At 36.9% G+C, this 21,956-nt stretch carries 18 protein-coding genes and 1 pseudogene; 7 read left to right on the top strand and 12 right to left on the bottom strand.

The features are described 5' to 3' along the window. Nucleotides 1–52: 52 nt before the first annotated feature. The 4 genes from ACQKOF_RS21470 to ACQKOF_RS21455 all read right to left on the bottom strand — a co-directional run bounded on the left by ACQKOF_RS21470 (nt 53) and on the right by ACQKOF_RS21455 (nt 6,326). Nucleotides 53–805 carry a hypothetical protein gene (locus ACQKOF_RS21470; RefSeq protein WP_427561522.1) on the bottom strand — a complete coding sequence of 251 codons (753 nt, stop codon included), beginning with the start codon at nt 803–805 and terminating at the stop codon, nt 53–55. A gap of 1 nt (nt 806) precedes the next feature. Continuing rightward, entirely contained in the window at nt 807–4,589 is a 3,783-nt protein-coding gene (locus ACQKOF_RS21465; protein ID WP_427561519.1) for a DEAD/DEAH box helicase, read from the bottom strand. 121 nt (nt 4,590–4,710) lie between these two features. Continuing rightward, entirely contained in the window at nt 4,711–5,265 is a 555-nt protein-coding gene (locus ACQKOF_RS21460; protein WP_427561516.1) for an NADPH-dependent FMN reductase, read from the bottom strand. Nucleotides 5,266–5,480: 215 nt separating this feature from the next. After that, nucleotides 5,481–6,326 (bottom strand): NAD(P)H-binding protein, encoded by an 846-nt coding sequence (locus ACQKOF_RS21455; protein ID WP_427561513.1) that lies wholly within the window; start codon nt 6,324–6,326, stop codon nt 5,481–5,483. A 276-nt stretch (nt 6,327–6,602) separates the two neighbouring features. On the opposite strand from ACQKOF_RS21455, the gene ACQKOF_RS21450 reads away from it, so the two are divergent. The 5 genes from ACQKOF_RS21450 to ACQKOF_RS21430 all read left to right on the top strand — a co-directional run bounded on the left by ACQKOF_RS21450 (nt 6,603) and on the right by ACQKOF_RS21430 (nt 11,274). Further along, nucleotides 6,603–7,649 (top strand): PseG/SpsG family protein, encoded by a 1,047-nt coding sequence (locus ACQKOF_RS21450; RefSeq protein WP_427561510.1) that lies wholly within the window; start codon nt 6,603–6,605, stop codon nt 7,647–7,649. Between the two features lie 190 nt (nt 7,650–7,839). Beyond that, entirely contained in the window at nt 7,840–8,025 is a 186-nt protein-coding gene (locus tag ACQKOF_RS21445; RefSeq protein ID WP_285397488.1) for an SE1832 family protein, read from the top strand. Nucleotides 8,026–8,277: 252 nt separating this feature from the next. Beyond that, on the top strand, nt 8,278–9,843 hold the full coding sequence (locus tag ACQKOF_RS21440) for an ABC-F family ATP-binding cassette domain-containing protein (protein WP_427561507.1): 1,566 nt from the start codon (nt 8,278–8,280) through the stop codon (nt 9,841–9,843). 559 nt (nt 9,844–10,402) lie between these two features. Continuing rightward, complete coding sequence (spx, locus tag ACQKOF_RS21435; RefSeq protein ID WP_427492096.1) at nt 10,403–10,807, top strand: transcriptional regulator Spx; 405 nt, start codon at nt 10,403–10,405, stop codon at nt 10,805–10,807. Between the two features lie 23 nt (nt 10,808–10,830). Further along, the gene (locus ACQKOF_RS21430) at nt 10,831–11,274 is read left to right on the top strand and encodes a MarR family winged helix-turn-helix transcriptional regulator (RefSeq protein ID WP_370047658.1); all 444 of its coding nucleotides are present in this window, start codon (nt 10,831–10,833) and stop codon (nt 11,272–11,274) included. 278 nt (nt 11,275–11,552) lie between these two features. Here the strand turns inward: ACQKOF_RS21430 and ACQKOF_RS21425 are convergent. The 3 genes and pseudogenes from ACQKOF_RS21425 to ACQKOF_RS21415 form a co-directional block, all read right to left on the bottom strand. After that, nucleotides 11,553–12,248: pseudogene (locus tag ACQKOF_RS21425) on the bottom strand (DMT family transporter); the annotation flags it as partial. A gap of 450 nt (nt 12,249–12,698) precedes the next feature. After that, nucleotides 12,699–13,247, bottom strand: coding sequence for an RNA polymerase sigma factor (locus ACQKOF_RS21420; protein ID WP_427561503.1), 549 nt, complete (start codon nt 13,245–13,247; stop codon nt 12,699–12,701). A gap of 282 nt (nt 13,248–13,529) precedes the next feature. Then, nucleotides 13,530–14,651: a LuxR C-terminal-related transcriptional regulator gene (locus ACQKOF_RS21415; RefSeq protein ID WP_427561500.1), complete on the bottom strand. Its 1,122-nt coding sequence runs from the start codon at nt 14,649–14,651 to the stop codon at nt 13,530–13,532. A gap of 154 nt (nt 14,652–14,805) precedes the next feature. Here ACQKOF_RS21415 and ACQKOF_RS21410 point away from each other — a divergent pair, with 154 nt between their 5' ends. Further along, nucleotides 14,806–15,549, top strand: coding sequence for an SDR family NAD(P)-dependent oxidoreductase (locus ACQKOF_RS21410; RefSeq protein WP_427561497.1), 744 nt, complete (start codon nt 14,806–14,808; stop codon nt 15,547–15,549). Nucleotides 15,550–16,003: 454 nt separating this feature from the next. Next, a complete protein-coding gene (locus tag ACQKOF_RS21405) occupies nt 16,004–16,873 on the top strand; it encodes a DMT family transporter (RefSeq protein ID WP_427561494.1) in 870 nt (289 codons plus the stop codon). Between the two features lie 86 nt (nt 16,874–16,959). Here the strand turns inward: ACQKOF_RS21405 and ACQKOF_RS21400 are convergent, their stop codons facing one another. The 5 genes from ACQKOF_RS21400 to ACQKOF_RS21380 all read right to left on the bottom strand — a co-directional run bounded on the left by ACQKOF_RS21400 (nt 16,960) and on the right by ACQKOF_RS21380 (nt 21,893). Then, nucleotides 16,960–17,775: an ATP-binding cassette domain-containing protein gene (locus ACQKOF_RS21400; protein WP_427561491.1), complete on the bottom strand. Its 816-nt coding sequence runs from the start codon at nt 17,773–17,775 to the stop codon at nt 16,960–16,962. A 266-nt stretch (nt 17,776–18,041) separates the two neighbouring features. Further along, a complete protein-coding gene (locus ACQKOF_RS21395) occupies nt 18,042–19,205 on the bottom strand; it encodes a hypothetical protein (RefSeq protein ID WP_427561489.1) in 1,164 nt (387 codons plus the stop codon). Then, entirely contained in the window at nt 19,198–19,629 is a 432-nt protein-coding gene (locus ACQKOF_RS21390; RefSeq protein WP_427561486.1) for a MarR family winged helix-turn-helix transcriptional regulator, read from the bottom strand. The genes ACQKOF_RS21395 and ACQKOF_RS21390 overlap by 8 nt, the downstream gene beginning before the upstream one ends. Nucleotides 19,630–20,293: 664 nt before the next feature. Continuing rightward, nucleotides 20,294–21,220 (bottom strand): alpha/beta hydrolase, encoded by a 927-nt coding sequence (locus ACQKOF_RS21385; RefSeq protein ID WP_427561483.1) that lies wholly within the window; start codon nt 21,218–21,220, stop codon nt 20,294–20,296. 16 nt (nt 21,221–21,236) lie between these two features. Beyond that, nucleotides 21,237–21,893, bottom strand: a complete 657-nt coding sequence (locus ACQKOF_RS21380; protein ID WP_427561480.1) for a type 1 glutamine amidotransferase — start codon at nt 21,891–21,893, stop codon at nt 21,237–21,239. Nucleotides 21,894–21,956: the final 63 nt, after the last annotated feature.

The raw sequence follows: 21,956 nt of genomic DNA, 5'->3' as shown, positions 1-21,956 counted from the left end.
AATGATTTCAACTATGAAAAAAAAACGAAGCTGCACACGTTCGTTTTTTGTCTTATAAGTATTGTTCACGCCAATTTAGTTGTTCTTTTTCTGTGAGCTGTTGTTCTAGGTGTGAATCCCATTGATTTAACAGTGCATTCCATACACGAACGAACACAATGTCTTGTTCTTTATCGTGAAGGACAAATTCCAGGCATGGGCTATCATTAATTTGTTTAGCGTCTGTTTGAACAATTTTTGCAACTATTTTTTGTGAAGCTCCAGCTTCTTCGCCATCCTCTTGCTGTAGCGCATCTATTAACATTGCTTCTTCGAAATGCTCTTGCTTCTCAGCCTCTTCATCCACATAGCGATATAGCTCTGGTAGATCATCGTATTCGTCTATATTGTCCTCGTCGACAGCAAGAAATGCAAGATGGCATGGGCTATAGTAAAGGTTGGACATTTCTGCATCTAATTCCTCTTCAAAGATGCCACGTTCCAGTTGCTGCTGTCCTTTAGATGTTAATCTATAGAAGCCTTCCGTTTGCTCAATAAGACTTACTCGAGACATTAACGATACTAAATCCTCAATAAATAACGGATCGACTAGTAATAACTCACTTAATTCTTGTGCGTTTGCAAAATCCGCTTCCTGTATGCTCATTAACAGCATTGTCATCAAGACATCCATAGTGGAACGACGAACTGGCTCATAGGTCACTTCTACTGTTCGAATTGGGATGCACCATTCATCCGTTTTGACGATTTTAATGTTTCGATTTTGCTGAAGTTCACGCATTAAGCGCTGCTGTAATTTTGACAATCTACATCACCTGTCCTTCGTGATTACGCAAGCCGTTATAAGATTTCACTGTCTCTAACAGATTGCTGTACATCTCTCGCGTATCTTGATGCTTCGCACGTTTGGCAAACATCTCAGCACTTCCGACAAGTAGTAATAGCTCTCGGGCACGAGATAAAGCAACGTTTAAGCGGCGATAATCTCTTGCAAAGCCAACGTCTCCCCCTTTAGGCGTATTACGTACCATACTAACTAATATGACGTCCATCTCCATACCTTGGAACTTATCGACTGTCCCGGTTCTAAATTGAAGATGTGGTAGCTGTAATTCCTGTTGCAGAAGGCGATTAATTTTCTTTACTTGCTCCCCGTAGAAGCTAATAACTCCAACGCTTTTTTGTGCATCTTGAGGCATGCGTCCCGCTTCTTTAGCTTCAATAACAGCCTTATTCAAATCTATTAAAATACGTCGAATTGTTTGTAATTCACCCTCATTGTAACGACTCGTTCCGCCCTTTACCTGCTCCTCTAAATAAGGTTTTTCGGTCGGAATATCAACCCATAGCAAATGATCATCACGGTTAACAAATTGTCCTTCCAAGTAATGGTCTCGTGCCGCATCTGAATCTGGTAAACCACATTGCAGGCCATTTTCCTCTTTCGCGTAAAATGGTGTAATACTGTGCATAATTTTTTCATGCATTCGGTACTGCAATGCCAGCATTTGCTTATGTGTTTGCGGTAAGTTATTAAATAAACGTTCAAACAGTGATTCACGCAGCAAATTTTTTAATTCCTGCGCACCATCGAAGTCTGGATTTTCATCGAGCATCGCTTTTAACGTTTCCTCCAACGTATCATCTCCAAGTAGTGGAGGTAGCTGATGATGATCGCCTACTAAAATAACTTTCTTACCCTTAAGCATCGGTAATAATAACTCTGGTGGTGTTGCCTTTGATACTTCATCAATAATGACAACATCAAATGTCGGGTAGTTTTCCATAAATTCCTTACTTGCTGAAGCAACACATGTCGTACCGATAACATTCGCATGACGCACATATAATTTACGAATTTCATCTAAATCATATTCAGTAGCATTTTGTAGCTTGTCACGCCATTGCTCTTGTAATTTTTTTCGAAGAGGTAGCTGCTGTTCCTTGCGCTGTAATTCCACAATTGCTGTTTTGGAGGATGCAATTGTTTCCACTACTTCCTCGGAAGTACGCTCTGGTGTTGATTGTAGAAGCTTTGTGCATGCTGTTAGCTGCTTCTCCTTCTTTAATCCAGTTATATTAATTTCTTTTATATTTTCTTCTAATTGTGTGAGCTGTTGTTCAATCTCTTGTAAACTAGTCTGCGCTGTTTGAAGTGCCGCTCTCTTTGGTAGAAGCTGTGTATTAGCCTGCTCCACTGCCTCCAGCTGTTGACGTGCTATTTGAAGAGAAGATTTTGATTGCGATACAAGTATTTTTAAATGTTCTACAGACTCTTCTGGCTCAGCATCAATTTGGAATGTCTCTGCTAGCTGCTGCAGTCGTTCTGTATGCTGTAAATATGGTTGTAATTGTCGCTGTATGCTTTGAACGTCGAAGCTTGTAATCGCACATTCTTGATGTAATAAGCCTCCAATACCTTTACGTAACGACTCAAATTCCTGATCTTTATGCTCTTGTTGTTGTTTAAGAGCTATACCTTTTTGCCAGACAAAATCACGACGCATATATAACCCGAGCAAGAAACTTTCAATTTGCTCGGCAGGTGGTGTTTGATCATCTTGAAAGGCTGTATTGAGTTGTGCAAAAACACCAGTTAGATTTTGCAATGAAAACGATTGAACTGGCTGCAATCTACTTTTAGCAAGGGCATGTTCTTTTTCTTCATCAGATACCAACGACTCAAGCTTTGCGATAGCTTTTTGTAGTCGTGTATTGATGGTTGCCCATGCATCTAAATCTTTGGCATCCTCTAAATGCTGCAAACGACTAATTTGCTGTGACAGCACATAAGATGGGCGAATTTGATAGTGTTGTAAAAATCGTTCGATACGCTCATAGGACGTTAAATTACTGACATATTTTTCGGCTTCCTTCATTAATCGAAGGCGATTATTTTCCTCTTCATATTTCGATTGGATATCTTTGAACTGCAGTGCCAGATGCTGCTTTTGCTCTTGCAGCTCCTTATATTGAGCAGCCGCTTCCAATTGCTCAATTTTTTGAGTAGTTTCTTCTATAGTAAGCTTTAGCTGCTCTATAGATGGACTTTCAGCAAGGGTCTGCTCAAGCGACTTTACAGCAGGCTCGATTTGCGCCAGCTGTTTTTCGTAATGCTCTTTATGTGCCTCGTTCTCCTGCTGCTCAGCTTTTGCAGCCTTTAATTCTTTCTTTAAGGCTTGTATTTCCTGCTGTAAGATTGGCTCGTCAATTACGGCCTGCTCTTTTGCAGCTATTTCCTTTGTTAGCTCCTCAAGCCATGCCTCAAGCTTTTCTAACTCTTCCTCAACCTTGCTAATACTTGATTTCAGTTCTTGTTCCCGTTCCGTAAAAGCAGCGATTTCCTCTTCAATCGCTGCGAGAGTTTGCTCACGCCAATGAAGCGCAACATTTTCCTCAATAAATTTTTTACCCTCTTCTTCAATACTTTCCGTTCTACCATAGCGCAAAATTCGAATTTCTTGATTAGAAAGTAGTCGTCCTAAAGCATTATCCACGGCTAGATTTGATTGAGAAGCCACGAGTGTTTTTAAGCCAGCCTTGACATTTTGCTGACAAATTTCAGAAATAACAGTTGTCTTCCCAGTGCCAGGAGGTCCTTGAATCACATACAAATCTTCAACGGACAATGCTCCTAAAACAGCCCGTCGCTGATATTCGTTTAAATTATTGTGAAAAACAATATCCTCTCGAAGCTTTGATGTTCGGACAGTTGGACGTTTTTCAAATAGTATTGTCTCTAAATTAGGGTTAACTGCCTCGCCTTTTTCAAGCTTTGTAAAACCATTGCGTAATCGTCTAATTTGACTCAATGTCGCAAAATTACTAAAGCTCGCTTGCTTTGAACGAAGGTTAAGTTGATCTTTACGTGCTAAATCCTGCACAAAAGGCTTTAAGTCAACTTCTATTGTCTGCTTCCCTGCATGAGTCTTTAATACTTGTCCAATTTCACCGCGTACCCCTTGAATGTTCACACTTAACCCTTCAAGCTTCTTCCATTCCTTCGATTTTATATAAGGGCAGACAATTGTCAGTCTAGTAAAATCTTCATTAAAATAGCTTTGCTTAAACTCTGTATGAATATCATCAATAGTCGCATCACGTTCTTGAATTTTTAAATAGCCTTCCCAGCTCGAGATACGCTTTTTCACATATTCTGTGCGCTCCTCGGCTATTGGTAGCTCTCTTATTTTTTTATGAAGATCGAGCGGAATCCCTGCTCCATTATTAGGTCTTGTGACAAGTTGTAATGCTGCAGGTAAGCGTCGGTTTGTATTAATTGGGCCTCGCATATGTACAAAACGAATATTTGTAGCTAGCAATCCTTCAACCTTTAGCACACAATCCATAATAGCTGTTTTCTCAGCGATAACATCGGATAACTTGTCATTTTGCTCCGCATTAAAATAAATCGATAAAAATGTTTCACCAAGCTTTTTTGCTTTGCGCTTTTCGATATAGACGGTGAATGTTTTCTGTAAGGCAAAAAAGGCATGCTCATTTGCTGAGCATTCCTCTACCGCTTCCTTCGCTTTATTAGTCAATATTAGACTACAGCGTTGTTTTTCTAGTACAGCGATGTCCTGCATGAGCAGCCCTCCCTTCCGTTTCACTAAAATTCTATTTTATCACATCGTAAAAGGATTCTTGAACAGAAAAATCCCCTGCACAGTGATTTCCTTCCACTGCACAAGGGATAAAGATATTATTTTAATGTTGATCAATCGGTTCTTTCGGCAATGTTTTGCTCATTTCACAATATTGCACAAAAACACGTGCCAATTCACGTAAACGATTATGAACATCTTCGTCGACAATCTTATTATCTGCATCAAAATGAGATGTGTGTGTGTAAACATAGTTCGGCGTTACAAGTGCACGGAAGTAGTCTAAAATTGGTTTTAACTGATTTTCTACTACTAAATGGTGCTGATACGTGCCACCATTTGCCACGATCGATACTGGCTTATAGCGCATTGTTTTTGGATGCAAGAAGTCAAATGCATTTTTTAAAACGCCCGGAATCGATGCTTGGAAAATCGGTGTTGCGATAATATATGCATCGGCTTCCTCGAACTTTTTAATCATTTCCTTCATGTCATCATTTAACGGTGAACCGTCTACAATTTGATGCTTATATTGACTAAAATGCATAATTTCTAACTCGAAACTAGCATCTAATTCTTTAACATATTGCTCCACTTGCTCTAAAATAGCACCTGTTTTACGCCCAAACATTGTGCCATCAACGAGTAAAATTTTCATTATCACTTTGCCTCCACATTCATCTTCTACAATAATATTGTAACAAATGAAAAGAGGCACGAAAAGAAATGTAGTGGTTAAAAACGTAAATTCAGTCTTTAGGCGGAACGTAGTCTACTAAGAAATATTGCTTTAGAAGAAACTTTGGTATGTCGACTACTTGGGGATTAGCGGTAGAGGAACGGAAATCAACTCCATGTTATGGTGATGGACCTTTATTTATCCTCACGACGTTGGAATTTTACTTCTTTATCTACAACGGTTTCCTCTATTTTATATTTATCTCGATTAATCACGACTTCACGGTTTACTTTATTTCCTTCATCGCTAGAACCCGATAATTTGCCCTTATCCCAATTAAATAATTGCTCCCTTGAAATATCCTCATCATGCGTTTCAGGGAAATCTAACTTAGCCAAATCCTGAGATTGATAAATTGTAACTGGCTGTTTATCGCCGTACAGTGCAATAACTATCATTGCTTTCGCAACCTGAGAAGCTTCTATAGCTCTTGAACGCTTTAATGGCCCAACTAATAGTGGCTTTGCGAATTTTAAAACTTTCTCTCCCGCCTTTTCACCTAAGCGAAATTCCTCTCTCTCCCCAGACAATAAAGATGGGCGAATAATTGAAAGTCTCTGTAAACCTAGCTCTATAAGATCATGTTCAAGCTTTCCTTTTACTCGATTATAGTAAATTGGAGATTTTTCATTTGCCCCCATTGCTGTAATAACTAACATATGTGGGATTCCTCGATTTTTTGCTAATGAGGCAATCGTTAGTGGATATTCAAAATCAACTTTCTCAAATTCCTCACGAGATCCTGCTTTTTTAATCGTTGTTCCTAAACAACAATAAAGCTCATGTGCAAATTCGATATCTTTTTCCTCTAAAGTATCAAAATTACGAATTTTTACTTCTAGCTTTGGATGCGTAAATGCTGGCGCTCTTCGTGCAATAACCGTAACCGAAACATATTCATCATTTTCACATAATTGTTCTACAAGAGAGGTACCAGTTAATCCAGTAGCCCCTACAACAATCGCTGCACGCATTCCCATTGGTTGAACCCCCTTCAAAGCTCGTTTGCTCCAGAAGCCGCACTGCCGGAACAAAATCATCTAGCTTCTATTTTTGTTGAAAAACTGAAACAATCCTATGTATCTTTCCACAAACTCTACTTTATTTATCGGCCAAAGAAGGCGCTCTTACTCATTTAATTTTAGGTTTTTATCAATTATGCCAAGGCGAAATTGATTTAATAATCCTATTTTTTTACACATACTTGCCCATTATTCACCATAGTCTAAATAGACGAATGAAAGGATGGGATACATTTGCAAAACGAAACTCAAGCAATGGAATTAAAAAAGACGATAGTTTTCATTATTGAAAGCTGTATCGATAAAGGGCTGTATCCTTTTGAACGGGTTGCAACGCTGGCAAAGCTACTTACAAATGAAAAAGTTTTCATATTTGTAAAGACCCCTTCAAATGATGGGATTCAAATTTTAATGAATGAAAATCTCTCGCCAATCTTATTTGAACATTTCGATGAGCTACCAAAGCAAATGAAAGGTATTCAGCCTGATTTAATTGTAAGAGATGGCCGTAACTCTGAAAGCTGGCAAGTACAAAATTTACGACCGTTTTGCAAAACAATCATTCATTTTGATGATTTTGGTGAAGGTGGTCAAGCCTGTGACTGTGTATTGCTAGCACTCTATCAAGAGGTTAAAGATTATTTACCATCTCATTATATTGGTGGCAGCTTCAACTTTGCATTACCAGAAGCTTATCAGAATTTTGATGATAGACCAGACAGTAAAATACCTGAAGATCCACCTCATATTGTTGTTGCTTTTGAGGATGGGGACGAGCATAACTTAACCTACCGTACTCTTCGACACTTAACGCAGCTACAAATCCCACTACAAATTACAGTGATGATTGATGAAAGCTATCGACATGCAACAGATGATTTGCAAATGATGGTGCTTAGTCGTCGTAACACAGCCATTCTTCGTGATAAAACCGCACTCCTAAAACTATTGCCAAAAGCAGATATTATTATTTGTAATGCAAACTATACGCCTTATAAAATCGCCTCTTATGGTGTGCCTTGTATTACACTTGCACAAACTGAGGCTGAGCTATTACATGCCTTCCCTCGCGAACAGAATGGCTTTATTCATCTTGGACTTGGTCGCAAAATGAAGCAATCACAGATTCAAAATGCTGTCATGGAATTTTTATTACACGAGGCCCGAAGCGAACGCTCTGTTAAAAAACAACGACAGCTCAATCTTGCAAGTAACAATGATGCACTACAGTCATTGCTTTTAGATTTCGCTTATGATCGGCACAATATCGCTTCTACTTAATGATTCTTTGCAGGTGGATATGATACAATATAGTAGAACTTTCACTTTCACTTATCTTTCATTACAAGAAGTGAATTCAAGCATCATAAGTACCCGATTGATAGTAACTAATAAGCGGTGGGGGATAAAAAACCTCCATCGCTTTTACACGCATTCGTTATACAAATAAACACATAAAGGAGCAATCATCATGCCATCAAAAAGTGATATTGAATATCAAATTAAAGAGCTTAAAATGGATTATATGAATTTACAAGGCGACATCGAAAAGCTTGAATCTACAGGTCATAATGATCAAGTAGCAAAAGCAGAGCAACGCCTTGCAAATATGGAAGCAACTCTAGCGGAATTAAATAAACAATTAGCAGAACTATAACTTCTTTTAGCGGGTGTCCAAACACCCGCTGAAAGAAGTTATAGCCTCCGGCGGATGCACGGAATCGGAAAGGAGTTCTTAGAGGATGTTAGCCTAAAATCATCGCATCCATGCGATAACGGCTAACTGACCTGCATCACGCAGGCCTAAGCACAAAGCCGATTCCGGACGCAATTATGCCGAGGTATAATTGATAAATGAAATTAACTAGCGGTCATAAAAAATCTTAGCCGCTATCTCGGAGGAACATATATGGCAATATTAACAGTTGAAAATTTAGGTCATTCTTTCGGTGACCGCACGCTTTTTAAAGATGTCTCTTTTCGTCTAGTTGAAGGAGATCATATTGGTCTTGTAGGTGCAAACGGTGTTGGTAAGTCAACATTAATGGGCATCATTACGGGCCAAGCAATCCACGATACTGGGAAGGTTGAATGGCTTCCAGGAACGCATTATGGTTATTTAGATCAGCACACTGTTTTGACAGCTGGTCGAACTATGCGTGATGCATTACGTGACGCCTTTCTTCCTTTATATAAAAAAGAAGAAGAGCTTAATGAAATTACAGGAAAAATGGCTGAAGCAACACCTGAAGAATTAGAAGTTTTACTAGAGCAAATGGCTGAGGTGCAAGATGCTCTGGATGCAGGTGATTTCTATTCTCTTGATATGAAAATTGATGAGGTTGCACGAGGTCTTGGTCTTGATGCAATCGGCTTGGAACGTGATGTCGCTGCTCTTTCTGGTGGCCAACGTACAAAGGTTTTACTAGCTAAGCTATTACTTGAAAAACCAAAAGTATTATTACTAGATGAGCCGACAAACTATCTTGATGAAGAGCATATTACATGGTTGAAAAACTATTTAAAGAACTATCCACACGCTTTCTTATTAATTTCGCATGATACAGAATTTATGAATGAAACGGTGGATGTTATCTTCCAACTAGAATTTTCAAAATTAACTCGCTATACTGCGACATATGAAAAGTTTTTAGAGCTTGCCGAAATCAATAAACGTCAGCATATCGATGCCTATGAAAAACAACAGGAATTCATTAAAAAACAAGAAGATTTTATTGCGAAAAATAAAGCTCGCTACTCAACTACTGGTCGTGCAAAATCTCGCTCCAAGCAGCTTGACCGCTTAGAGCGTATCGACCGTCCTGAAACAGCTGTAAAGCCTGAATTCGGCTTTAAAGAGGCACGTTCTTCTGGTCGTTATGTAGTAGAGGCTGAAAACTTAGTCATTGGATACGACAAGGACAAGCCATTACTTCCTCCACTTACATTCGCTATTGAACGTGGGGAAAAAATTGCTCTAGTCGGTATGAATGGTGTCGGTAAATCAACATTATTAAAAACGATGTTAGGCAAAATAAATCCGCTAGATGGAAAAGTGATTCGTGGTGACTATCTTTACCCATCTTACTTCGAACAAGAAGTAAAAGCTGAAAAAATTACACCTATTGATGATGTGTGGAACGCCTTCCCTTCTATGGAGCAAGCACAAGTACGTGCAGCATTAGCACGCGCAGGACTAAAAACGGATCATATTACTCGCCCACTTAATTCTTTATCTGGTGGTGAGCAAGCAAAGGTACGTTTATGTAAGCTCATGATGGATGAAGCAAACTGGCTTTTATTTGACGAACCGACAAACCACTTGGATGTCGATGCAAAAGATGAACTAAAGCGTGCCATGAAAGAATTTAAAGGCACAATCATATTAGTAAGCCATGAACCTGATTTCTATGAAGGTTTAGCGACAAAGGTTTGGGATGTCCAAGACTGGTTTACTTCAGGACAACAAAGCTAGAAATATTATCAATGTGGGCTGCTACCAGTGTGATTCATGGATCACTCGGGGCTGCCCTCTTTTTTGTGCTTAACATTTGGCATGGGTAAAGTTTTGGAGTACCTGAGCAGTTTTCCTTGTTACCCGATCAACTCTTCAGGGTACCCGAGCAGTTCTCTAATCTACTCGAGCTTTTGGAAACGGCCCTCTTCTTAGCCCAAAATAAAAATTTATTTATCTAGGCATAAAAACCTGTATTTAATCATATTAATAATGAGTGGATTAATAATATATCTATCGACTATTTCTCTCTATATTAGAACAGCTCTCTTTATTCTATGAGCTTCTATTAGTAAGATTTAATAAATCTTACATCATTGTAAGCTGAATTAGTGAAACTTTTCGCTCTTTTGTGCGTATATTTTAGTGTAGTTAAAAAAATTATCGTTTCTGTTTAAGTTTTTTCAAATAACTATTGATTTATATATAGCTTACTAGTAAGATATATGTATAACCTATTTAACTTACTAATAAGATATATATTAAATATAATCCTAAAAAAGAAAGCGGGGAATGAAGAATGACAGTTACAATTTATTCACAAGCGAGCTGTTCTTCATCCAGAAAAGCACTAAAATGGTTAAAAGATCATAACATCGAATATAAAGAAAAACGTATTACTTCACATCCACTAACACTTGCTGAATTTAAAGAAATTTTAAGCATGACAGAAGATGGAACAGACGAAATTATCGCAACTAACTCAAATGATTTTAAAAACCTAAATATCGATATTGATCAGCTCTCTATTCAAGAGTTGTTTGCAATCATCCAAGCTCACCCAAGAATGTTACGAAGCCCTATCTTAATTGATGAAAAACGTATTCAAGTTGGGTACAATGAGATGGACATTCGTCGTTTTATTCCACGCAGAGTACGTGCCTATGAGTTAAACGCGATGACAAGATTGGCACAAGAAAGTTAAAACAGTTTTGGAGTTGACCTTATATGGATCAAGAAAAAGAAAGAGCCATTACCTCGTTGTTTGAAGTAGTATCTTCCATTGAGCGTAAGTGGGCAAACGAGTGGAATAATCATAATGTACTCGGCTTTTCAAAATCCCATATTTTAATTTTAGACTACTTATCGCAGGAGGGACCGAAACGCCCTTCTGCCATTGCTGATCGGTTAAAAGTGACGACAGGTGGTGTCACTGTTTTAACAAGTAAGCTCATTAATGCTGGCTTTATTGAAAAAACACAGCATGCAACAGATCGACGAGCATCCCAATTGAAAATTACAGCTGATGGCGAAGGTATTTTAGAAGATTCCCGTCAGCAAGTTAGCGAACTTATACAAAATATGTTTGGTATGCTGTCAGCTGATGAAGTACAAACATTACGTAATATTTTTGCAAAATTACTCAACGTCGAACCTACTCGACATGAGTAAAAGCTTCATTTTCACACCTTAAAAAGTTAGACATGTATCTAACTTTTTAAGGTGTTTTTCTTTTGGCGCGATTTTTCGGATGACTCCCCCTCCCCTTTCCCTCAGTTAGTGTGTACATAACATAGCCGAGTCTTGGTTGGTAGTTTCTCGGTAGGATTTGTAGATTTGAAATAAAGTTTGATTGTTCCCTGAATGACCTATTCTACAGTACAGATCAGATAAATCATTCGTTGAAAAATATAACTATTTCATAGAATGAGAGTTTATTTTTAACCCTATTATGTAGCTGCTCGTTCTTCAGTGTTGTGCTTAGGAATAATTATTGCCCCCGAAGCAGTTAAAACACCTAATATAACTAACATAGCCCCAATAATTTGAAATACCGTTATCGGTGTTCCAATAACAAATGAAATAATCATTGTTACAACAGGAACAAGATTAAAAAATAGAGATGTTTTACTTGCCCCAATCTCCTTTATCCCCTGATTCCACCAAAGGTAACCCAAAACACTTGTAAAGAAAGCCATGAAGGCAATTGCTCCCCAAGCTCCAAGCGAAATGTTCGGTAAAGAGACAGGATTTGAGGTAAATAAAGAAACTACTATTATAAATCGACGTCCAAGTACACCGTAAAGTGCCCAGCAAACGTTGCCTGCAAAGATTATTAAATCACCGCCTGAAATTGATAGGTTTTTTATAGTCTCAATAGAACCATGTGTAATAACTAACAAAACACCAAGAAGAGCAAAGAGTATACCGACTACTTGCTTTTTTGTAATACTATCTTTTAATATAATTCGTGCGAAAATCATCGTTAATAATGGATTCAGTCCCATGATTAATGCCCCATTAACCGGAGATGTATATTGCAAACCTACAAAAAACAAAGTATTAAATCCAAAGATTCCTACTACCCCAAGAACAATATATGAAATGGCATTCTCTTTTAATTGATTTTTATTGATACCTTCACTCTAAGTCAAGTTAATAAAATAAAAAAACCTGTACCTTAATTACGGAATACAGGTATATCAGGATTTCGGGTTTTAGCGGCGTTCCTCCTTGGTTAGCGGCGCAATTTTATGTTTTGGCGACGTTCCTCCTTTGGTTAGCGGCGCAACTCACACTTTTAGCGGCGAATTCCAATATAAGCTGGAAAATTTACCAAAACTAAAGTCAGGGTTAAAAAACTTTGTATAGGATTTGACTCGGTTTACCGGCGTTTCTAGCACTTTTATCAGCGATGTTCGGTGTTTTATCAGCGATTCTGAACCTTTTATCAGCGATGTTCATCCTCGCGGCTATAAAAATCCATACAAAAAAAAAGATGCACCGCAAAGTAATTTTGCAATGCATCTTTTTTGGGGTTGGCCGAGCGAATACTTCCGTCTAAGTAATTATGCTAGTGCGACCAATGCATTTAATTATGCTGGCAGCACAGACTCTACTATGGATACATCAGCCATTAGCATTTCTTTTAAACGAGCTTTAGCACGGAATAAACGAGATTTCACAGTACCAATTGAAACTTTCATAATTGTAGAGATTTCTGCAAGTGAAAATTGGTCTATGTAGAAATACCATAATGTTTTACGATAGATTGTATCTAATTGACCCATTTTATCCTGTACTAATTTAGTAACAATATCTTTTTCAATTTTTTCTTCTGTTGAAATGTCATTGTTGGGAACCAAATCTAAAATCGGTACGTCTAATGTTTCAGGTTGGTTCATCATGTATTTACTACGTCGTGTTGTTTTACGATAGCGATCTCTAAATGTATTCATTGTAATTGTTGTTAGCCAAGCTTTAATATGCTCCACCTCGGCAACGCTATCCTCATAGCGCACAACTTTTACCCATACTTCTTGCATTAAATCTTCAGCTTCTACATTATTGCGAGTAAGTTTTAAACATAAGTGGTATATGTAACGATTGTATTCCTCATATACGCCTTCTAATTTTTCATTCATTGTGTATTCCTCCGCTTCTTGTTCTTGCTTCTATACACATTCTCGCAAAATAATGTATTACACTCTATCGTATTGGCTTTCAATTACATTACAATCATGTAAGCTTAAATGCTTTCACTTGTAATATTCGTAAATAATGTTTTATTACTATACTTCTTTTTCGAAGGAAAGATTCATACCAAGCCCCTACCCCATCTTTTTTATTGTACATTCAATAGTATTCCCTTAAATTTCCTATCGCGAAAAAATCCGGATTTTTCACACGATTTTTTTGTTAAATACTCAATTCAACAGCCCTAATCGAAAGGCGGAAGCGACAACCTGTGTGCGATTCTTCGCTTTTAGCTTTGTCATTAAACTACTGACATAATCTCTTACTGTGTGCTCGCTTAAAAACAGTAAGCTACCTATTTTTTTATTGTCATACCCTTCTGCTAGTAAGCCCAAAATCATAGCTTCCCGTTCTGTTAAGTGAAACTCAGAGAAGTTCTCCACTTTTTCACCTTTTCTTGATAAAAATAACCCCAAGCGTTTCCCAACTTGTTCAAGTAATTGTAATTCATCTTTAGTGCAATCAAATTCTTCACCTAGCTGATCAAATGTAAGCCACCCAAACAATTGATCTTCATGAATAATCGGTATAAAGATAACAGAGGACAAATTAAATAATTTTATATGCTCTTCTTTCACAAAATTTTTAGGGTCTTTTAAATAAATTGGTTTCTTTGAGCCAAAAACTAAATGTTGTTCAGTGAGCTGTCCCTTCATGCTCTGTACTTTTGAAAGTTCCGCTCCAATAACACCGTAGAATTGATTTGACCATGGGACATATGCATAAAAGACACATCTTTTATATTGAAAATACTCTTCACATTTTTTTAATATATAGGCTAAATCTTGATATCCAGAACAACGAATCAGTAGCTTATTAAGCTGATCTAACAACAGGAGGTTTTTCAGTTCCAAACTTTCATGTGATTCGGACTTTGTCTTATGCTCTTCCTCATATTTGTTATAACTTTGAACAAGATAAGTAAACATCGATAGTAAAAACAGTAATATTGCGTTCATTCGGCTATGTTTCTGTTGAATCATAAAGGTAATCAAGGACTTCTCAAAAATTAATTGAAACAGGTTTAAGCTTCTCACATCTATAATGGATAATTGTGATTGAAGCCACGTATCTAAATAACCTCCATATGCTTCATTTATATCTTCAATATCAATATTAGTTAACAGAAGAATAAACGAATCCAACAGCATTGTAGTCCTTTTTCGATCTAACTCAGAAATAGAAGGCTCTAGATTAAGATAGATATTTATATTTTCTTCTAGCTGTTTGCTATAGATTTTAATGAACAAGACGAATTCTTGGAATGTAACTTCTTCATTTGAATGGGTCATATAAATCCTGCTCCTTCATAATTAATTACCCTATAAATAGACGATATTTACTCAATATTATACAGCATCTTATAGGATAGTATTTCAGAACAAAACGGGTATGATGGAAGTATCACTAGATATACCCATATTAAAATAAAAGGCGGGATTAAATATGAAATTAAAAGATAAAGTAGCAATCGTAACAGGTGGTGCAAGTGGCATTGGTGAAGCGACTGTTCGCCTATTTGTTGAAGAAGGAGCAAAAGTAGTTATTGCTGATTTTTCGCATCGTGGACAAAGCATCTCAGAAGAATTAAATAGTAATGGATATGATACTCTTTTCGTTAAAACAGATGTAACAAAAGAAGAAGAGATTCAAAATATGATCAATGAAACCGTCAATAAATATGGTAAGCTAGATATTATGTATGCAAATGCTGGCGTAGCTGATGATGCTCCAGCACATGAATTATCCTACGAAAAATGGAAAAGAACGATTGATATTAATTTGTCGGGTGTATTTCTTTCTGATAAATATGCAATTGAACAGTTCCTTAAACAAGGGACAGGCGGTGTTATTGTTAATGCTGGCTCTATCCATAGTTTCGCTTCACTACCAGTTGTAACAGCCTACTCTTCTGCAAAAGGTGGCGTAAAACTGTTAACGCAAAACTTATGTACTGCTTATGCAAAAGAAGGCATTCGTGTTAATGCTGTATGTCCGGGATACATTGACACACCCCTACTCGCTGAAGTAGATGCTCAAAAGAAAGAATATTTAGCTTCACTTCATCCACAAGGCAGACTTGGTAAACCAGAGGAAATAGCAAAAGCTGTGCTATTTTTAGCAAGCGATGATGCAAGCTTTGTCAATGGGACTACCCTTCTTGTTGATGGTGGCTATACAGCTCAATAATTTATCTTCATTCAGCAATGTTTTTCTGTGCGAAAGCGTAGCGACAGCAACAAATGTTTTGCTGAATGAAGATAGTGCCTCCGGCGGATGTCACGGATTTTGAAAGGAATTAATATAAGGATGTTAGCCTAAAACCTTCACATCCTGCGAAAACGGCTAACTGACCTGCATCGTGCAGGCCTAAGCACAATTCAAAATCCGTACGCAATTACGCCAAGGCGAAATTGCTTTAACATGATCTGAATTCGGTAATTTACCGAGCTCAGATCATTTTTTTCTCTCAAATTCAAAAAAATGTTATATGATGAATGAAATACTATAAAAGGAGCTGGCTATATTATGATCTTTTCACCATTATTTGAACACGATGTACCTGAAGTTATTCTCCCTTAACGGAGAATCCTCATTTCTCCGTTAAGGACAGGCATTGTCTAGAGATAACGGAGGGGAAAACATGAAAAAAACCTTATTAGGTTCCTTATATTTATCACTTGCTGCTAGCATTTGGGGCGGCATGTATGTAGTAGTAAAGGTAGTTGTCGATACCGTACCACCTTTAGAATTAGTATGGCTACGCTATATGATTGCAATAATTGCTTTGATTATCATTGGCATTATTACAAAGCAATCATGGCGAATTGATAAACGGGACTGGCTGTTAATTTTTATGATCGGGCTAATTGGCAATACGATTTCTATCGTTGCCCAAGAGATAGGTACTATGCTGTCTACTGCTCAAATGGGAGCTATCATTACTGCAACGACACCGGCATTTATGGTTGTATTTGCGAGATTCATTTTAAAAGAAAAAATCACTTTTAAAAAAGCTGTTTCTATTATTCTAGCGACATTCGGAGTCTATATGATCGTCGGTAGTGCACATATCGATTCCTCCCATCAATTAGGTGGGGTTGCTCTACTAATCGCTGCCCTAACCTGGTCACTGATGTCCGTCCTTATTAAACGGGTACCGGAGCAGTATTCACAAATCGTTGTCACTAGCTACGGAACACTTGTCGCTATCATTGTCTTAACACCTTTAGCCATTCCACGATTAAAAAATTTAGACTTCCATGCTATGGTAGAACCATCAATCTGGGGTGGCCTACTCTACTTAGGAATTATTTCTACAGCGTGTGGCTTCTTACTGTGGAATCGTGGATTACAGATGCTCAATGCCGCAAGTGGTGGTTTATTTTTCTTCTTTCAACCAATCGTCGGCACCTTCCTAGGATGGCTATTACTAGGCGAACAAATCGGTGTATCCTTTTGGGTTGGAACTGTATTAATCTTTAGTGGCGTACTATTAGTTATTCGAGAATAAGCATACTAAAAGCTGAATGATTTCTCTCATTCAGCTTTTTATTAGAATGTTGGTGAAGACCCCTCTACTTAAGTTCATAGAATAGTCTATTTCACATAGCGTCGTAAGTGTTTTGCTGTATATGAGTTTTCTATATCCAATAAATCGCTTGGGTAACCTTCAAAGAGAACATTTCCTCCTAAGTTTCCACCCTCTACCCCCATATCAACGATCCATTGTGCTTGGCTTAAAATTGATAAATTATGTTCCAACACAATTAGTGTTTTCTTTTCACTTAAAAGTTTATTAAACAACACTAATAAATTATCAATGTCAGCTTCGTGCAATCCTGTACTTGGCTCGTCCAACACAATAAGGTCATTACTTGCGTCACCCAATATTTTTGCTATTTTTACTCGTTGAAGCTCACCACCTGAGAAAGTGTCTAAACTTTGACCCAAGTGTACATAACTTAAATTCGCCATAATTAAATTGGACATAATCCTTTGAATGCCGTGGTCACTAAAAAATTCTTTGGCCTCTAAAGGCGTCAGTTGGAGTACATCGTGGATGCTCAATCCTTTCCACTTAACTGAGAGTGCTTCGTCGTTATATCTTTTCCCATTGCATTTCTCACAAACCTGCTCAACGTCTCCCATATAGGCCAAATCTAGTGTTACATGACTTTTCCCTTTACAAACTGGACAAGCACCTTTTCCATTGAAGCTAAATAAAGAGGCACTTTTATTGGATGCACGGGCAAACAGCTCTCTTATCTTATCGAATACATTGAGATAAGTTAGCAGATTGGATCGATTGCTCCCATGTATAGGACTTTGATCTAGCACTCTAGTGTTAGGATATTTTTCAGTGAATAAATAACGTATCAATGTACTTTTTCCGGAGCCAGCAACACCTGTCACAACAGTTAAAGCCTGTTTTGGTATTTTAACTGTTGCATCCCGAACATTATGAAGACTGACTTGATCGAGTGAATAAAATGATTGAAAAGCAATTTTGTTTGTGTTGACCGTATGTTTTTTTGATAAAGCTTTACCAGTGAGCGTATTAGAAATTAGGAGATCAGGATAGTTTCCTTCAAACGTTATTCTTCCTCCATTTTCTCCCGCAAGCTCGCCAATGTTGATGATATGATCAGCAATTTTAATGATATCTGGATCATGATCAACTAAAACGACCGTGTTTCCTTTTTTTTCAAACCACGAAAAATTTGATTGATGCCAACAATATTTTCTGGATGAAGCCCAATACTTGGCTCATCAAAAATATACAAAACATCTGACAATGAACTAGTCAAATGCTTAGTCATCTTTATTCTTTGAGACTCCCCACCTGAAAGAGTTGTGGTATTTCGATTAAGGGTGAGATAATTTAGCCCAACTATTTGTAGACTTTCAAGTTTTCGTATTACATCTTCAATAATAATTGAAACGGACGAACTATCAATGGATTGGATGAACAACAATAGATCATCAATAGACATATCCACACAATCAGCAATAGATTTACCTCTTAATTTAACTGAGCGTACTGTTTTATTTACTCTAGTCCCCAAGCAATCCGGACAGGTACGAATTTCGAGGATTCTCTCTAAATTAGATTGATATTTGGCATCTTCCTTTTCAACGAAACTTTTTTGAATCCGTGGAAGCACTCCGACATATGTAGAAGTCTTCGGCCAACGCTCAGTAGGATTCTTCGGGGCACTTCCTTCATCATAAAGTAGGATATTCAATTCTTCTTCTGTATATTGAGAGATTTTTTTATCATTATCAAAATTCCCTGTCTCCGTATATCGTGTTAGCCGCCAACCGCCAGGCTGAAATGTAGGAAAACGAATGGCTCCCTCATTAAGTGATTTATCAAAATCAATCAATCTATTAACGTTAATCTGTTGCATCTCTCCAATACCTTTACAAACCGGACACATCCCATCCGGATTATTGAACGAATACGCCATAGAATAACCAATAAACGGAGTAGCCATTCTAGAAAATAGCAACCGCAGGCTTGTATAGATGTCTGTGAATGTACCAACAGTCGAGCGAGCATTTCCTCTGACTTTTTTTTGATCAATGACTATTGAAACTGGCAGATTTTCTATCTTATCAACGACTGGCTTATCAAAATGCGGCAGTAATTGTTGAATATAACTGGAGTAGGTCTCGTTTAATAGTCTTTGAGATTCAGCAGCTAAAGTATCGAAAACCAAAGACGATTTTCCTGATCCAGATACACCAGTTACAACAGTGATTTTATGCTTTGGAATCTCTAGAGAAATATTTTTCAGGTTGTTTGTCTTTGCCCCTTTTATTGAAATAAACTCATTCATGATCCTTCAGCCTTTCATCTTTAAGAGCCTTAGAAAACCTCATTGATAGCTCCGAAAACAACACCAACTCTTCCTCCGAGAATACACTACCTGCAATTTCGTAAAGTTTGTCATGACCCGTTTCTATGTTTTTTATTAGCGCTTTTCCATCGGCAGTCAACATAGTGATTAACTCTCTTCCATCTTGGACATTTGGTTTTTGTTCCAGATAGCTTAATTGTTTTAGGTCTCTCAAAGATTTAGACAATTTCGTTCTACTTATCCCAAGAATAGTACTTATTTGCGACGGTAATAATCTTTCCTCTTCTGATAACAGATGCAAGATATCATATTGTATCCAACTTATATTTTGCAGATTCACTTTATTTCTCTCTGCAACCAATTCACATTGCAAATTAATCAGAGCATTTTTTATATTTTCCACTTATTTCACCTCGAATATAGTTTCCTTTTAGAAATTATATTTCTTTAGCAATCAATATTCAAGAATATACACTCCACCATAATAACCGGACAGCTTCAATGTAAAGGTGATAATCGGGAAATATATCAAGATGAAAACTCATCATGTGAGGTTAATTTCCGTTCCGACTGTGTACTTTTCTTAGGGGTTAAGTGGGCATCCGTTTAAAAAAATGTCCTGCCCAACTTTAAATAATGAACCAAGATGGACCCTGCCCGCTTCTCAGGCAAAATAAAAACCACTCAAATACGAGTGGTTGAATACCTAGTTTGATAAAGATATAGCATTACCTCAATTAGTTAGAGATAAAAGATTCCAAATTAAGGTGCTCACAATACTCCCTTATTAAATTCCATTCATCATTTTGTTCTTTCCTAAATCTCTGAACAAATAATTTCACTACATCTATAAATTTCCCATCCAATTCAAAAGTACCCAAAACGTTGCAATCACTCATGTTTGTAAATAATTTGAAGACAAAAAGACTGCGACAAAATCTAATAGCAACAAAAAAAACATCCCCGAGAGTAGATGCTTTTTGCTTTATGGAAATTATAAATTACATTTGTAAATGCTAAACAATAGATCTTGTTTGAAGAGAAAAAAAGATAAAGTTAAGCCCATATTAGTTGTATAATGCTTTTTTCAATGCTCGATAAGTTTCTTCCGTAGCCAATTTACTTATAGCCGCATTTGGAACTATTGCTTCAAACTCATGGAAACATCCTGGATAGAGATGAAATTCTACTGGTACACCTGCATTTATTAAATTTGTAACGTATTGTAATGTTTCATCTCTAAAAGGATCAAGTTCTCCGACTGCTGTATAAGTAGGAGGCAGATTTGAATAATCTTTTGCTCTAGCTGGTGCAGCATAAATAGGCGTCTTCTTTCCAATATTATTTTTTAAATATTGAGTCCAAGCAAGTCTATTAAAATCGCCGCACCACACACGTTTATCAATAATCTCTTTACTAGATTTTGATTGACAGCTGTCATCGATCATAGGAAATAAAGGCATTTGAAATTTAATTTTTGGCCCCTTTCGATCTCTTGCCATTAGAGAAAGTGCTGCTGTTAAACCACCTCCTGTACTACCTCCTAAAACAGCTATGTTATCAGGATCAACATTGTATTGTTGAGCATTTTCAGCAAACCATTGCAATGCAATATAGCAATCTTCAATCGCAGCAGGGTATGGGTGTTCAGGAGCTAACCGATAATCTACTGAAATAACTACACAATTTACCTTCTCTACAATTTCCCCGCATTTTACATCGTTACCTTCTACTAATCCAAAAATATACCCACCGCCATGTATATATAAAACACCAGGCAATGTATCCTTTTGATATTTTGGACGATAAATTTTAATCCTTAACTTTTCACTATCATTTATCCATTGTTCTTCTAAAATCAGATTATTATTTTGATAGGGTACTATCATCTCTCTATTTTTTCTTCGGATATCTTTTATATTCTCAACTGTCAGTGTCATTTCTTTTAAAGATGAAAATGGTTCTTTTAAATCTGGATGTACTCTTTGATCCATAAATACTTCTTCCTTTTTAATTATTTTTTAAATACTCTAAAATCTCTGCTAATACTTTTTTATTTTCAGATGAAATAGAAGTATTTAATATCGTTTCGGCTGTTTGTTCATAAATACTACCTTCTATATAATTTTTATCTTCCTCCACTAATTGCAACAACGTATTTTTAGTCATTTCTAAGTGAAATTGCAAACCAATTACATTTGAATTATAGATAAAGGCTTGATTTGAACAAGCATCAGTTGAATACAGTCTCTTACTTTCTTTAGGAAGTTCGAAAGTATCTCCATGCCAATGCAAAACTTCAAGCGCACTAGGTAAAAAATCATATTCGTTAGTAACTTTTTTTACCTGATAAAAACCTACCTCTTTACCTTTCGGATTTTTATAAACCTCTGCACCTAAAGTTTCTGCTATGAGTTGTGCCCCTAAACAGATCCCTAAAATTGGTTTATTTACTTTGATTATTTCTTTTATAAATATTTTTTCCGATTCTAACCAAGGAATTGAATCATTTACACTCATAGGTCCCCCTAAGATAATTAACATACCTACTTCTTCTATTGAAGGTAATTGTGCATCTTCGTACATTTTAATAATCGTATATGATTCGATTTCTTCTATAATTCCAGGAGTTTCGAATGGAACATGTTGTAAAATATATGTCGACAATTTTTATCTTCTCCTTAAATCCATATAAAGATATATGTTAGTCTTTTGTAACTCGAATAATGA

Origin of the sequence: Lysinibacillus sp. NPDC093190 (assembly GCF_050280425.1) — a bacterium.
Classification (GTDB): Bacteria; Bacillota; Bacilli; order Bacillales_A; family Planococcaceae; genus Lysinibacillus.
This window is presented reverse-complemented; position numbering and strand designations above follow the sequence as displayed.

Bases quoted from the DNA above. Each gene is read 5' to 3' on its own strand.
- ACQKOF_RS21405 (WP_427561494.1), top strand. From the start codon at position 16,004: ATGAAAAAAACCTTATTAGGTTCCTTATATTTATCACTTGCTGCTAGC.
- spx (WP_427492096.1), top strand. From the start codon at position 10,403: ATGACAGTTACAATTTATTCACAAGCGAGCTGTTCTTCATCCAGAAAA.
- ACQKOF_RS21385 (WP_427561483.1), bottom strand. From the start codon at position 21,220: ATGGATCAAAGAGTACATCCAGATTTAAAAGAACCATTTTCATCTTTA.
- ACQKOF_RS21445 (WP_285397488.1), top strand. From the start codon at position 7,840: ATGCCATCAAAAAGTGATATTGAATATCAAATTAAAGAGCTTAAAATG.
- ACQKOF_RS21395 (WP_427561489.1), bottom strand. From the start codon at position 19,205: ATGAATGAGTTTATTTCAATAAAAGGGGCAAAGACAAACAACCTGAAA.
- ACQKOF_RS21415 (WP_427561500.1), bottom strand. From the start codon at position 14,651: ATGACCCATTCAAATGAAGAAGTTACATTCCAAGAATTCGTCTTGTTC.
- ACQKOF_RS21465 (WP_427561519.1), bottom strand. From the start codon at position 4,589: ATGCAGGACATCGCTGTACTAGAAAAACAACGCTGTAGTCTAATATTG.
- ACQKOF_RS21420 (WP_427561503.1), bottom strand. From the start codon at position 13,247: ATGAATGAAAAATTAGAAGGCGTATATGAGGAATACAATCGTTACATA.
- ACQKOF_RS21410 (WP_427561497.1), top strand. From the start codon at position 14,806: ATGAAATTAAAAGATAAAGTAGCAATCGTAACAGGTGGTGCAAGTGGC.
- ACQKOF_RS21430 (WP_370047658.1), top strand. From the start codon at position 10,831: ATGGATCAAGAAAAAGAAAGAGCCATTACCTCGTTGTTTGAAGTAGTA.
- ACQKOF_RS21460 (WP_427561516.1), bottom strand. From the start codon at position 5,265: ATGAAAATTTTACTCGTTGATGGCACAATGTTTGGGCGTAAAACAGGT.
- ACQKOF_RS21455 (WP_427561513.1), bottom strand. From the start codon at position 6,326: ATGGGAATGCGTGCAGCGATTGTTGTAGGGGCTACTGGATTAACTGGT.
- ACQKOF_RS21440 (WP_427561507.1), top strand. From the start codon at position 8,278: ATGGCAATATTAACAGTTGAAAATTTAGGTCATTCTTTCGGTGACCGC.